This window comes from Stenotrophomonas sp. GD04024, assembly GCF_029837545.1.
GTDB classification, from domain to species: domain Bacteria; phylum Pseudomonadota; class Gammaproteobacteria; order Xanthomonadales; family Xanthomonadaceae; genus Stenotrophomonas; species Stenotrophomonas forensis.
This window is the reverse complement of sequence record NZ_JAOEDV010000002.1, coordinates 1-12,725: the sequence shown is the minus strand read 5'-3', so window position 1 is coordinate 12,725 and position 12,725 is coordinate 1. Positions and strand designations below refer to the sequence as shown.

The window sequence follows — 12,725 nt, the reverse complement described above, 5'->3', positions numbered from 1 at the left end:
GGAAACACCGAGTCTAGCGGCCTGCCGGTGGCGCTGCGGGCAAACGCCATGAACGATCGGCATTTGCGGCGCAGGTGCTGTATTGCAACAATTATCTGGTAGCGCCGTTTCACCACCCCTCCAAACACAGCCTACCGCCATGTCTCCGACCCGCACTTCCCGTGGCCGATTTCCGGTCGCGCGTCCCCTCGTTGCCGCTCTTTCCGCCCTGCTGCCGCTGGTAGCAGCTGCCCAGGAAACCTCCGCTGCCAAGGATCCGGTTGCCCTCGACGCCCTGCAGGTCACCGCACAGCGCCGCGTCGAGAACGCCAAGGACGTGCCGGTCGCGATCACGGCGATCCAGGGTGAGAAGCTGGATGTGCTCGGCTCTGCCGGCGATGACATCCGCTTCCTGTCGGCCCGCGTGCCCAGCCTGAACATCGAATCGTCCTACGGTCGTGCCTTCCCGCGCTTCTACATCCGCGGCCTGGGCAACACCGACTTCGATCTCAACGCGTCGCAGCCGGTCTCGCTGGTGTATGACGACGTGGTGCAGGAAAGCCCGCTGCTGAAGGGCTTCCCGCTGTTCGACCTGGCCGGCGTGGAAGTGCTGCGTGGCCCGCAGGGTACGCTGTTCGGCCGCAACACCCCGGCCGGCGTGGTCAAGTTCGATTCGGCCCGTCCGTCGCAGGACGCCGATGGCTACGTGAAGATGTCCTACGGCACGTATGACACCTGGAACGTGCAGGGCGCCTACGGCGGCCCGCTGACCAGCCGCTGGTCGGCGCGCGTGTCGGCGCTGTACCAGCGCCGCGACAACTACGTCGACAACACCGTTGCCAATGCACCCAGCTCGGGATTCGAAGGCTATGACGAAGCCGCGGGCCGCGTGCAGTTCCTGTACGAAGGTGATGACGTCGAAGCGCTGTTCAACCTGCACAAGCGCAAGCTCAACGGCACCGCCCGCCTGTTCCGCGCCAACATCATCCAGAAGGGCAGCAATGCGCTGGTCGAGAACTTCGACCGCGACAAGGTCTCCACCGACGGCCTGAACTTCTCCAACCTGGAAACCTGGGGCGGCAGCGCACGCATCAAGTGGGACCTCGGCCGCGTCACCCTGCACTCGATCACCGGCTATGAAACCGCCGAATCGCTGAACCACGGCGACGTCGACGGCGGCTACGGTGCCTCGTTCCTGGGCGCCGGCAACTACGGCCCGGGCAACATTCCGTTCCCGTCCGAATCGGCTGACGGCCTGCCGCACCACCGCCAGTGGACGCAGGAATTCCGCGTCGAATCCAACGAGTGGGGCCGCTTCGACTGGCAGGCCGGCGTCTTCTACTTCGATGAAGACGTGACCATCGACAGCTTCAACTACGACTCGCTGACCCCGGGCAACCCGCAGACCGGCCATGCCGTGCAGAGCCAGCGCAACAAGGCCTGGGCGGCGTTCGCCTCGGGCGATCTGGACGTGACCGACCGCTTCAAGCTGCGTGCCGGCGTGCGTTACACCCAGGACAAGAAGGACTTCACCGCCAGCGTGCTGCAGGCCGTGCCGGGTGGCACCCCGGTCAGCGGTCCGTACCTGGCCAACAGCGATGTCGACGATGTCAGCTGGGACCTGAGCGGCGTCTACCAGATCACCGACAACATCAACGCCTATGCGCGCGTGGCCAAGGGCTTCCGTGCACCGTCGATCCAGGGCCGTCTGGCCTTCGGCGGCGTCACCCAGGCCGATTCGGAGAAGGTGATCTCGTATGAAGCCGGCATCAAGGCCGACCTGTTCGACCGTCGCGCACGCCTGGGCTTCAACGTGTTCCGCTACAACGTCGATGGCCAGCAGCTGATCGCCGTGGGTGGCAGCAACAACACCGCCACCCTGCTCAACGCCGACAAGACCATCGGCCAGGGCTTCGAGCTGGACTTCGAGGCGTACCTGACCGACCACGTGCTGATGACCCTGGGCAGCAGCTACAACGACACCGAGATCAAGGACAAGGATCTGGCCGTGGCGATCTGTGGCGGTGGCTGCACCATCACCGACCCGACCACCGTCATCAACGGCGGCACCTACGCGCTGGTCAACGGCAACCCACTGCCGCAGGCGCCGAAGTGGATCCACAACCTGACCCTGCGTGCCGGCTTCCCGGTGAACGACGCCAGCGAGGTCTACGTCTACACCGACTGGGCATACAAGAGCGCGGTGAACTTCTTCCTGTACGAGTCGCCGGAGTTCCGCAGCCGCAGCTCGCTGGAAGGTGGCCTGCGCGTGGGCTACAACTGGGATTACGGCCAGTACGACGTGGCTGTGTTCGGCCGCAACCTGACCAACCAGACCCGCGTGGTCGGCGCGATCGACTTCAACAACCTGACCGGCTTCCTCAACGAGCCGCGCACGTTCGGCGTCGAGTTCACCGCGAAGTTCTGATGCGGTTGATGGCGTGATGCAATGAAGAAGGGCCGGCGCAATGCCGGCCCTTTCTTTTGATGCGCGACCATGTCGCAAATGGACATGTCCGCAATGCGGGTAGGGCTTGAAAAGTGTGAGCGGAGGCAAAGATATGTCTCAATTTCCGCGAACCTGACCTTGGGTCGGCGCGCTCGGACAGAATCGGCGTACAACCGTGGCTACCGGAATCTTCCGGGCAACCGGGGTACTGCAATGAAGAGGAAAACGTCGCGGCTGACAGTCGGCTTCGTCATGCTCCTGCTGTCGACGCAGGCATCTGCAGGGTTCAAGGCTGACGGAGCGGCAACAACGACGCGCCTGGACGACCAGCGACTGCAGCTGGAAAAGAGAACAGCGTCGATCACCGATCAGCGATCATTCGATGCGTATGCAAAGACATTCGGGGATACCGATACTTTTCCCCTTTACAAACTGACGCCTGCATCGCGCGCGCGCTTCACCGCATCGCTACGGTTCAATGACCTCGGACTGACCACTTTCGATTACTCCGATCTGGCACGGGAACTGGGGGCGGCCGATCTCCATCGCGTGCTGAAGCCGTTTGGGTTTGAGCATCTGGTGGCGGTCATGCCCGATGTCAGGGTCAATTCAGAGGAAGACCAGGCGGTTCTGCAGATACTGGACACCGCACGCAGCCTGCGTTGTGGTGTGGGAGAACACTGCAACGAGGCCGACTATCCCGGCTACAAGTGCATCTCGCACGCCACCTGCGAGGAATCGACGGCGCACATATGCACGTCCAACTGCTGATCACGGCCCTGCGGCGCCCACGCACCGTCACGCGTGGGTTGCTCCCGGTCGCCACCATGATGGCGGTGATCCTGTCCTTTCCCTGTGCTGCCGGCGAATCCCTGGAGGAGGGCCACGCCATCGTGCAGCAAACGTGGGAAAGCCTCTCGGGGCCGGATCATGACTGGCGCGAGCGCGGGGCACTGGTTGATCGTGCATTCGACACCAGTGTCCTGCCTCACACCGGTACGCTGTCCTCGCTGGCTGCATCTGACCTGCGGGTACTGCTGCGGGCGACCCACGCGGCCGCTGTGGCAAGCAAACAGCCGCGCTACTCGACCATTGCACTGCGCGTGGGTGTCGAGCTGCGCAGGCGAGGTGAGCTGCATCCTGCCGACGCACGCGCCGGAGCAGCCATTGCCATGCTGAGCCGTGATGCCACTGCGTTGACGCCCGTATCGCCGTGGCTGGCGGCGTTCAATGGTCGTCCCGTGCCGCGATTTCCCGATGTCATCAGGCCGCTCGAGTACTGGACTCCTGGTCCCGATGGCGAGCGCTTCAGCTCCGCTCAGGCTGACCTGGCGTCTTTGGACATCATCGTCATCGCGCATCCTGCCTGCGGCTTCACGCGGGCGGCCGCAGAAGCCGCCCGCACAGACCCCGAGCTGATGCGGGTGCTTTCCGGTCCACGCGCCCTGTGGCTGTCGCCACAGGATGGAACGCTCGATCCGCGCATCTTCAGGGATTGGAACGACCGTCATCCTGACCTGCCGATCCACATTGTGGCCCGTCAGTCCGGCTTTTCAGAGGTCGGCTACTGGGGAACACCCACGTTCTACATCCTGCGCGACGGCGGGGTCGCCGCGCGGGTGGTGGGCTGGCCACGCGGCGGCAACAAGGCGACGCTGACAAAGGCCATCGCCGATGCCGCCGTTCCGCGGCGCAGTCGGTAGCGCCGCGGAACCGCGAGCGCAGCGGCGATGTCTTACAGCGCGCTTTCCGGCCGCACCTTCAGCACCGCTTCCTCGGCCGCGCAGTCGCGGCTGGAATGCAGTCCGGCCTTGCGCGCATCCGCAATCTCCTTGCGTGCGGCCAGCAGATCCTTGTTGAACGCGGCGTTGGCATGCAGGCGCGCCACGGCGGCGGCGCCCATGAAACGCCCTTCGAGGATGTCGCTCTGCCAGTGCACATTGCACACCAGGCGGCTCTCACCGTAGTTGCGGCCTCGCGCCTGGATGGCGTCGGCGCGGTCCGGCGCGATCTCCGACAGGATCAGCGCCCAGGCCCAGCCGATGGAGGTATGGCCGGACGGATAGGAGCCGTTCTTGCGCAGCCCGGCTTCGTCGTCGGGCGTGCAGGTCGGCTCGCCGTTGACCATGAACGGGCGCGGACGCTGGTACTGGTTCTTGGCTGCCTTGGTGGCCGCGCTGGCATCGATGCGGCTGCGTTCCAGCAGACGGTACAGGGCCGGGGTTTTCACCGCGTCCACATCGATGTCGGCCGCGCAGGAGAACTGGTTGGCGCCGGCCGGGAAGCCGAGTTCGGCATCGCTCGTGGCCTGGGCGAAGCGCGGCGTGCCACGCAGGGCGCGGGCTTCGCGGCTGACCTGTTCGTCCAGTGCGCCGCCGGCCGAACCGGCGGCCGGCGGTGCCGGTACCAGGGCGATGCTGGCCGGCACGGCGGCCTTGTCCAGGTAACCCACCGTCTTGGTGGTGATGTTGGCTTCCACCGCAGTCGGCGCGGTGGCGGTGGATGCGCAACCGGCCAGCGACAGGGCAATGGCCAGGCCGAGCAGGGGGCGGGCGGGGAGGGTGGGCAACGACATGGGCAGGCTCGAGACAGAAAACACAGCGGCCATGATCGCAGCCCCTTCCGCCGCCCGCAGCGCCCATCGGTCATACGGCCAGACCCGGCATGGTGGCTCTGGGTAGTCATCATCCTGAAACAACATCATCCATCTTCGCCAATCTCCCGAATACGGGCGCAGCGCACGGACTTTCACGCGCATTCGCAGCCAGCATCGGCCCACAGCCGGGCCGGGGGGATCTGCTGACGAGGGAGAGATGCGATGCGCAGCACCGCAACAGGAAGTACCGCCCTGGCCCTGCTGTTGGGCCTGGCCTGCACCCCCGCCCAGGCCGCCGATGTCCATGGCGTGGCCTTCGTGCACGGCACCGGCGCGCAGACCAATGCCACCCAGGACTACTGGCAGCCGGCCATCATCGACACCGTGCGCCAGGGCCTGCCGAACAGCAGCAACTACGTCGTCATCAACTGCGATTTCACCCAGTACATGTGGAAGCCGGAAGCCGCCGGCTGCCTGGCCAACCAGCTGACCAGCTTCATCGACAGCCGCGGCATCACCCAGCTGGTGGTGATCACCCATTCCAACGGCGGCAACGTGATGCGCTGGATCCTGTCCAACCCGACCTACGACAGCCGCTATCCGAAGATCATCCGCACGGTACGCAAGGTCAACGCGCTGGCACCGTCTTCGGCGGGCACGCCACTGGCCGATGCGGTGCTAAATGGCAACACCTTCGAAACCTCGCTGGGCTGGTTGCTGGGCTACAAGAACGACGCGGTGCGCCAGCAACAGGTGGCGAGCATGGCCACCTACAACGCGCAGAACCTGTACGGCACTGCCGGCCGCCCAGCATTGCCCAAACCCTTCCGCGCGATGGTCGGCAGTGATGTCGAATCGGCGGTGTGGGACAGCAACAGCTACTGCGGAGGCTATGCCGCCAATGTCGGCCTGGAGTTCACCCAGAACTGGCTGTCGTCCTGTTCCGATGGGTTCCTGGAGTGCAGCAGCCAGAAGGCCGCCGGCACCACCTGGTTCACCGACAAGGCGCGCACCCAGGGGGCAGAGCCGCTCAGCCACAATCAGAGCCGACGCGAGTGCTTCGGCCTCGGCACGATCCTGCGCAACGACCTGGCCCAGTGAGGAAGACGACCATGACGATCCATTCCACCCTGCTGGCCAGTGCCGTGCTGGCGGTGCTGCCCCTTTCACTGTCCGCGGCGCACGCCGCACAGCCACTGCAAGCCGCCCGCGCAGGCGATCAGGTGCCTGCGGCACTGGTGCCCGCGCCGCTGCCTGTTGATGAAAGCGAACACGCGCCGTTGTCGTTTGCCTGGGTGCTGGACCCGGCACAACCACTGCAGGCCGCCACGCCGTATGCCTCGGTCAGCCGCAGCTACTGGCAGCAGGTCGACGGCACGCAGCTGCAGCGCGGCCTGGCACTACAGCTGACGGCGGCCGATGCGGTGATCCAGCTGAGCCCGGCCGAAGGTGCCCGCGCGCTGCCGGCCAGCACCCTGCAGGTACGCGACCCGGCCGGCCGCAGCAGCGTGGCCCGCAGTGTCGATGCACGCGCACTGCAGGACGCCGGCATGCCGGTGGGTGATGGCAGCAGCATGCTGCGTACCGGCGCGGCCAGCGCGGCCGGTGCCTACACGCTGCAGAGTGCACAGGCGCAGGGCCGCTACGTGGTGCAGGTGCTGGAGCCGAACAGCCCGCTGCGGCTGGAGGTGCAGGCCAGCCAGGGGCAGGTGCTGGCCGGTGGCAATGTGCAGCTGCAGGCACGCCTGCTGGAAGACGGCGCCACCGCCGCGCAGCTGGCATCGCGGCGTGGCGGCCTGGGCGGCGAAGCCCTGCTGGTCGCGCCGGACGGCCGCAGCTGGCCGCAGCGCCTGTTACGCACCACCGATGGCAGCCTGCGCGCGCAGGTGCGGATTCCGGCCGATGTCGGTAGCGTGCAGGGGCTATGGGAGCTGCAGGTGTTCGCCCAGGCCGACGGTGTGCTGCGCGATGGCAAGGTGGCCTTCGCGGTGGCGCGACCGACCGCGCGCTTCAGTGGCCAGGCGACGCCGGACCCGGCCAGCCGCCAGGTGGCGCTGCCGCTGCAGGTGGCCGCCGCCGGCCGCTACGAGGCGCGGGGCACGCTGTATGCCACTGCCCGCGATGGCCAGTTGAAGCCGGTGGCACAGGCACATGCGGCGGCGTGGTTCGATGGCCCGGGTGCTGGGCAGCTGGTGTTGCCGTTCGACCAGGCGGCATTGCCCGCGGGCTTCGGTGCGCCGTACGAACTGCGTGACCTGCAGCTGCAGGACCAGAGCCGGATGGCACCGATCGAGTCGCGCGCGCTGGCGTTGCAGTTCTGAGGTTGCGTGCAGCGGGCCGGGTTCCGGCCCGCTGCATTGCATCCTGTAGAGCTGAGCCCATGCTCGGCTGCCGTTTGCCGTGATCACGAGCAGCCGAGCGTGGGCTCGGCTCTACAACGGCATGTCGATTACCCCGCGTACGCGGTCAGCCGGCCTTCCTGCTCGATCACCGTGATCGCGCCGCCGAACACCGCCGACAGCGGTTCGTTGCGCAGCAGCTCGGCGCGGCTGCCATCGGCCAGTACGCGGCCATCGCGCAGCAGCACCACCCGCTCGATCTCGGGAATGATTTCTTCGATGTGGTGGGTCACCAGCACCAGGGTGATGCCCTGCTGCGCCAGCACCCGCATGGTTGCCACCAGCTGCTCGCGGGCGACCAGGTCCAGGCCGGTGGACGGCTCGTCCAGCAGCAGCGCCTGCGGCCGGTTGACCAGCGCGCGGGCGATCAGCACGCGGCGGGTCTCGCCGGCCGAAAGCTCGGCATAGGCGCGCTCGCGCAGCGACAGGGCGCCGGTCATCGCCAGCGTCTCGCCGACGCGCGTGCGCATGTCGGCGGTCACTTCGCGGAAGGCGGGTACCACGTAGCTGGCGAAGAAGCCGGACAGCACCGCCTGTTCCACGGTCAGCCCGGGCATGTCGGCCAGGTTGCTGCTGAGGTCGCCGGTGACGATGCCCAGCTGCGAGCGCAGCCGGTCCACCTGCCAACGGTTCTGGCCCAGCACCTTGACGGCCACCGAACCGTCACCTTGCGCCAGCGGGTACAGCTCGCGGGTGATCAGCTTGATGAAGGTCGACTTGCCGCAGCCGTTCGGGCCGAGCAGGGCAGTGTGCTGGCCCTGCGCGATGCGCAGGCTGAGCCCGTGCAGCACCTTCACCTGGCCGCGCACCACGGTGGCGCGGTCCAGTTCGATCAACGGGGGCAGTGCCGCGGCGGGCGCGGCGGCGGTCATGGCGCTGGCGCGTGGATCAAGGTTCGACAACTCGGGTCCCCAACTGTGAACGGTGCCACGGATGGCGGTGCAGATCACCGCCGCAGGGATGCAGTTTGCAACGCAAGCGCCCATGATGTCTGCCATCCCCGCACCGAACCGGAGCGCCGTCATGCCAGATGACCTGATGTCCCTGTTGACCGGTGGTGTGCTCGGCCTGGGGTGGTGGGCCATGTTGGCGGTCCTGCTGGTCTTCACCCAGATCACCATCTTCTCGGTGACCCTCTACCTGCACCGCAGCCAGGCCCACCGCGGGGTCGATTTCCACCCGGCGCTGGCCCACGTGTTCCGCTTCTGGCTGTGGCTGACCACCTCGATGATCACCCGCGAATGGGTGGCCATCCACCGCAAGCACCACGCCAAGGTGGAGACCGAGGAGGACCCGCACAGCCCGGTCACCCGCGGCATCGGCAAGGTGTTCTGGCACGGCGTGGAGCTGTACCGCGAAGCGCGCGGCATGCGCGCGGACATCGAGCAGTACGGGCGCGGCACCCCGGACGACGTGATCGAGCGCCGCCTGTATACCCCGCACGCCACGTTCGGGCCTGTGCTGCTGCTGGCGATCAATACCGTGTTGTTTGGCCTGCCCGGCGTGGCCCTGTGGGCGATCCAGATGGCATGGATTCCGTTCTGGGCGGCCGGCGTGGTCAATGGCCTTGGCCACTGGTGGGGCTACCGCAACTATGAGTCGGCCGATACCTCCACCAACCTGACGCCGTGGGGATTCTGGATCGGCGGCGAGGAGCTGCACAACAACCACCATGCCTTCCCCAGCTCGGCGCGCTTTGCGATGCGGCGCTGGGAATTCGACATCGGCTGGAGTGCGATCCGCCTGCTGCAGGTGCTGCGCCTGGCCAAGGTGCTGCGGGTGGCGCCGGCCATGGACGTGCGCCCGAATATCGCCGTGCCTGATGCCGAAACCCTGAAGGCGCTGCTGTCGCACCGTTTCCAGGCGATGACCGATTACCAGCGCAATGTATTCATGCCGGCCCTGCGCGAGGAGGCCGCCCACGCCGGGGCCAAGCTGCGCCGCCTGCTGCCACGCCGGCTGCGCCGTGGCCTGGTCAACGACGGCCGCTGGCTGAAGCCGGACAGCCGTGCCCAGCTCAGCGAATGGGTGGCGCAGCGGCCGCGCATCCGCACGCTGGTCGAGTACCGCGGGCGATTGGCCGCGCTGCTGGAAGCCCGCGGCCACGATGCCGCCGAGCGCCTGCATCAACTGCAGGCCTGGTGCCGCGAGGCCGAGGAAAGCGGCATCGCGGCGCTGCAGGCCTACGCCGCACGCTTGAAGGGCTACAGCCTGGTGGGCGCGTGAGGGCAGGGCTCGGGCTGCTGCTGGCGGCGTTACTGCCGGGTGCTGCGCTGGCCCAGGTCACCGATACAGCCAGCTACCTGCAGCGGATGGACAGCGATGGCGACGGCAAGGTCAGTGAGGCCGAGTACGTGCAGTGGATGCTGTACGCCTTCGATCGCATGGACCGCAATGGCGACGGCATGCTGACCGCCGATGAGCTGCCCGGTGGCAAGGGCAGGGCGATCAGCCGCGATCAGCAGCGGCAGGTGATCGTGCAGCGCTTCCATAAGCAGGATGCCAATGGCGACGGCTTCCTGGATGCGCGCGAGCTGGCCGCGCCGCCGCGCTGAGCACGCCTGCCGGCGCCCGGCGATGCCCGGCGCTGAGGCGTAGAATCGCCGCATGCCTGAACTGCCCGAAGTCGAAACCACCCGTCGCGGCCTGGCGCCGCATCTGCAGGGGCGCCGCGTGCATGGGGTGATCCTGCGCCGCGCCGATCTGCGCTGGCCGATTCCGCCGGAAGTGGCCGAACTGCTGCCCGGGCAGCGCATCGAGGATATCCGCCGGCGCGCCAAGTACCTGCTGCTGGACACCGCCATCGGCAGCGCGGTGCTGCACCTTGGCATGTCCGGCAGCCTGCGCGTGTTGCCTGGCGATACCCCGCTGCGTGCCCACGACCACGTCGACATCAGCCTCGACAATGGCCGCCTGCTGCGCTTCAACGACCCGCGCCGCTTCGGCAGCCTGCTGTGGCAGCCGGCCGGCGAGATCCACCCGCTGTTGCAGGGCCTGGGCCCGGAGCCGCTGGACGATGCCTTCGATGGCGATTACCTGTTCGCCCGCAGCCGTGGCCGCAGCGCGCCGGTGAAGACCTTCCTGATGGACCAGGCGGTGGTGGTGGGCGTGGGCAACATCTACGCCGCCGAAAGCCTGTTCAAGGCCGGCATCAGCCCGCTGCGCGAGGCGGGAAAGATTTCGCGCGAGCGCTACCAGCGGCTGGCCGATGCGGTGAAGGAGATCCTCGGGTATGCGATCACCCGTGGCGGTACCACCCTGCGCGATTTCATCAGCCCCGACGGCGCACCGGGCTACTTCGAGCAGGAGCTGCTGGTGTACGGCCGTGATGGGTTGCCCTGCCCGAACTGCGGCCGCGCGCTGAAGCACGCCACCATCGGCCAGCGTGCCAGCGTCTGGTGCAGCCACTGCCAGCGCTGAGCCGGGCGGCCAGCGGCAGCTGAACGGGCAGGGGCCGTCTCCGCTGCCCGTTAACGTTTGTCTGCCTATGATGGCCGACCTTCCTTCTGTGCCTGACGCGCCTGCATGCAACGACGCGACTTCATCCGCAATGCCTCCCTCGCCCTGGCTGCATTCGGCCTGCCGTCCCTGCCCGCATGCGCGGCCAGCAAGAGCGGCCAGATGGGCCTGCGCCGCCTCGGCCAGCCGCAGCCGTTCGACTTTGCCACCCTGAAGGGCCAGGCACGCGCGCTGGCACAGGCGCCCTACAAGAGCCACAAGCGGGTGCTGCCGGGCCGCCTGGAAGGCCTGGACTGGGACCAGTACCAGTCGATCGGCTACCGCCAGGACCACGCGCTGTGGGCGGACCAGCCAGGCAGGTTCCAGGCCAAGTTCTTCCATCTGGGCCTGTACTTCCACTCGCCGGTACGCATGTTCGATGTGGTCGACGGCAAGGCGCAGGAGCTGGCCTATGACGGCGCGGCGTTCAACTACGGAAAGAGCGGCATCAAGGATGGCGAACTGCCGGCCGACCTCGGCTTCGCCGGGTTCCGCCTCAACACACGCAAGGACACCGACCGCGACTTCGCCGCGTTCCTCGGCGCCAGCTACTTCCGCGCGGTGGGCAAGGAGGGCCAGTATGGCCAGTCCGCACGCGGCCTGGCGATCGACACCGGCATGGGCAAGCCGGAGGAATTCCCGGATTTCATCGCCTACTACCTGGAACAGCCGTCGGCCGATTCGGAGACGATCGTGGTCTATGGGCTGCTGGATTCGCCCAGCGTGGCCGGCGCCTATCGCTTCGCCATCACCAATGGCGACGTGCTGCTGATGGACATCGACAGCGCGCTGTACCCGCGCAAGGCCATCGAACGCCTGGGCATCGCACCGTGCACCAGCATGTACCAGGTGGGCGAGAACGACCGCCGCATGGGCTGGGACTGGCGCCCGGAAATCCACGATACCGACGGCCTGTCGCTGTGGACCGGTGCCGGTGAATGGATCTGGCGGCCGCTGCTGAACCCGCGCAACCTGCGTTTCAACATGTTCGTGGACCGCAACCCGCGCGGCTTCGGCCTGCTGCAGCGCGACCGCAACTTCGATCACTACCAGGACGATGGCGTGTTCTACGAGAAGCGCCCGTGCCTGTGGGTGGAGCCGAAGGGCGAGTGGGGCGAGGGCTCGGTGCAGCTGGTGGAGATTCCCACCGTGGACGAGACCTTCGACAACATCGTGGCGTTCTGGAACCCGAAGGAAAAGCCGCAGCCGGGCCAGGAACTGCTGGTCGGCTACCGCCTGTACTGGGGCGCCGAACCGCCGGCACGGCCGCCGCTGGCGCACTGCGTCGCCAGCCGCACCGGCTTGGGCGGCGTGATCGGCAAGAAGCGCGAGTATTTCAGCTGGCGCTTCGCGGTGGACTTCGAAGGTGGCGAGCTGGCCTCGTTGATCGACAAGGCCGAGGTTGAAGCGGTGGTGGAAGCCAGCCGCGGCCGGGTCGAGATCGTGTCGGCACGGCCGCTGCGCGAGATCAACGGCTACCGCGCGATGTTCGACTTGGTGCCGCCGGAAGGCAGCACCGAGCAGATCGACATCCGCCTGTTCCTGCGCAGTGGTGGCAAGACCCTCACCGAGACCTGGCTGTACCAGTACACCCCGCCGCCGGCCGGTGCACCGGAGCGCACGCTGTACTGAGAGGGGGTGGTGGGTTCGCAGGGCTTGCAGCCCTGCACCTGCTGACGTCAACGTCAACGTCAAAAGCGGGCATTCCGTGGGATGGCGGGGTGGGTCCGGTTGAGGGGGACGGCGTAAATACGTCCATGTAGCCTCGGTCGCGCCATCCATGGCGCTCACGCCCCCTCAACCG

Annotated in this window: 11 protein-coding genes; 9 read left to right on the top strand and 2 right to left on the bottom strand. The window is 67.2% G+C overall.

All coding sequences use genetic code 11. The features are described 5' to 3' along the window. The first annotated feature begins 139 nt into the window (after nt 1–139). From N7590_RS00900 to N7590_RS00890, 3 genes are all read left to right on the top strand, one after another. Nucleotides 140–2,407 carry a TonB-dependent receptor gene (locus N7590_RS00900; RefSeq protein WP_164242967.1) on the top strand — a complete coding sequence of 756 codons (2,268 nt, stop codon included), beginning with the start codon at nt 140–142 and terminating at the stop codon, nt 2,405–2,407. 234 nt (nt 2,408–2,641) lie between these two features. Continuing rightward, nucleotides 2,642–3,199, top strand: a complete 558-nt coding sequence (locus N7590_RS00895) for a hypothetical protein (protein ID WP_053508024.1) — start codon at nt 2,642–2,644, stop codon at nt 3,197–3,199. Continuing rightward, complete coding sequence (locus tag N7590_RS00890) at nt 3,181–4,131, top strand: hypothetical protein (RefSeq protein WP_204275162.1); 951 nt, start codon at nt 3,181–3,183, stop codon at nt 4,129–4,131. Before N7590_RS00895 ends, N7590_RS00890 begins: the two co-directional genes overlap by 19 nt. 32 nt (nt 4,132–4,163) lie before the next feature. Here N7590_RS00890 and N7590_RS00885 read toward each other — a convergent pair whose 3' ends face one another. Next, complete coding sequence (locus N7590_RS00885; RefSeq protein WP_279934977.1) at nt 4,164–5,003, bottom strand: phosphatase PAP2 family protein; 840 nt, start codon at nt 5,001–5,003, stop codon at nt 4,164–4,166. A gap of 243 nt (nt 5,004–5,246) precedes the next feature. Between N7590_RS00885 and N7590_RS00880 the strand changes: the two genes are divergently transcribed. Next, nucleotides 5,247–6,125 (top strand): hypothetical protein, encoded by an 879-nt coding sequence (locus N7590_RS00880; RefSeq protein ID WP_164242950.1) that lies wholly within the window; start codon nt 5,247–5,249, stop codon nt 6,123–6,125. Between the two features lie 11 nt (nt 6,126–6,136). Then, nucleotides 6,137–7,345 (top strand): DUF4785 domain-containing protein, encoded by a 1,209-nt coding sequence (locus tag N7590_RS00875; protein ID WP_279934976.1) that lies wholly within the window; start codon nt 6,137–6,139, stop codon nt 7,343–7,345. 128 nt (nt 7,346–7,473) lie between these two features. Here N7590_RS00875 and N7590_RS00870 read toward each other — a convergent pair whose 3' ends face one another. After that, nucleotides 7,474–8,295 carry an ATP-binding cassette domain-containing protein gene (locus N7590_RS00870; RefSeq protein ID WP_164242952.1) on the bottom strand — a complete coding sequence of 274 codons (822 nt, stop codon included), beginning with the start codon at nt 8,293–8,295 and terminating at the stop codon, nt 7,474–7,476. Nucleotides 8,296–8,446: 151 nt separating this feature from the next. On the opposite strand from N7590_RS00870, the gene N7590_RS00865 reads away from it, so the two are divergent. The 4 genes from N7590_RS00865 (at nt 8,447) to N7590_RS00850 (ending at nt 12,553) form a co-directional block, all read left to right on the top strand. Then, a complete protein-coding gene (locus N7590_RS00865; protein WP_164242953.1) occupies nt 8,447–9,649 on the top strand; it encodes a fatty acid desaturase in 1,203 nt (400 codons plus the stop codon). Continuing rightward, complete coding sequence (locus N7590_RS00860; protein WP_164242954.1) at nt 9,646–9,978, top strand: EF-hand domain-containing protein; 333 nt, start codon at nt 9,646–9,648, stop codon at nt 9,976–9,978. The genes N7590_RS00865 and N7590_RS00860 overlap by 4 nt, the downstream gene beginning before the upstream one ends. A 52-nt stretch (nt 9,979–10,030) precedes the next feature. Then, complete coding sequence (mutM, locus tag N7590_RS00855) at nt 10,031–10,843, top strand: bifunctional DNA-formamidopyrimidine glycosylase/DNA-(apurinic or apyrimidinic site) lyase (protein WP_005421105.1); 813 nt, start codon at nt 10,031–10,033, stop codon at nt 10,841–10,843. Between the two features lie 105 nt (nt 10,844–10,948). After that, entirely contained in the window at nt 10,949–12,553 is a 1,605-nt protein-coding gene (locus N7590_RS00850) for a glucan biosynthesis protein D (protein ID WP_164242955.1), read from the top strand. Nucleotides 12,554–12,725 lie beyond the last annotated feature (172 nt).

Coding starts and splice junctions, on each gene's coding strand:
- N7590_RS00870 (WP_164242952.1), bottom strand. CDS start 8,295: ATGACCGCCGCCGCGCCCGCCGCGGCACTGCCCCCGTTGATCGAACTG.
- N7590_RS00885 (WP_279934977.1), bottom strand. CDS start 5,003: ATGTCGTTGCCCACCCTCCCCGCCCGCCCCCTGCTCGGCCTGGCCATT.
- N7590_RS00900 (WP_164242967.1), top strand. CDS start 140: ATGTCTCCGACCCGCACTTCCCGTGGCCGATTTCCGGTCGCGCGTCCC.
- N7590_RS00890 (WP_204275162.1), top strand. CDS start 3,181: ATGCACGTCCAACTGCTGATCACGGCCCTGCGGCGCCCACGCACCGTC.
- N7590_RS00895 (WP_053508024.1), top strand. CDS start 2,642: ATGAAGAGGAAAACGTCGCGGCTGACAGTCGGCTTCGTCATGCTCCTG.
- N7590_RS00865 (WP_164242953.1), top strand. CDS start 8,447: ATGCCAGATGACCTGATGTCCCTGTTGACCGGTGGTGTGCTCGGCCTG.
- mutM (WP_005421105.1), top strand. CDS start 10,031: ATGCCTGAACTGCCCGAAGTCGAAACCACCCGTCGCGGCCTGGCGCCG.
- N7590_RS00850 (WP_164242955.1), top strand. CDS start 10,949: ATGCAACGACGCGACTTCATCCGCAATGCCTCCCTCGCCCTGGCTGCA.
- N7590_RS00880 (WP_164242950.1), top strand. CDS start 5,247: ATGCGCAGCACCGCAACAGGAAGTACCGCCCTGGCCCTGCTGTTGGGC.
- N7590_RS00875 (WP_279934976.1), top strand. CDS start 6,137: ATGACGATCCATTCCACCCTGCTGGCCAGTGCCGTGCTGGCGGTGCTG.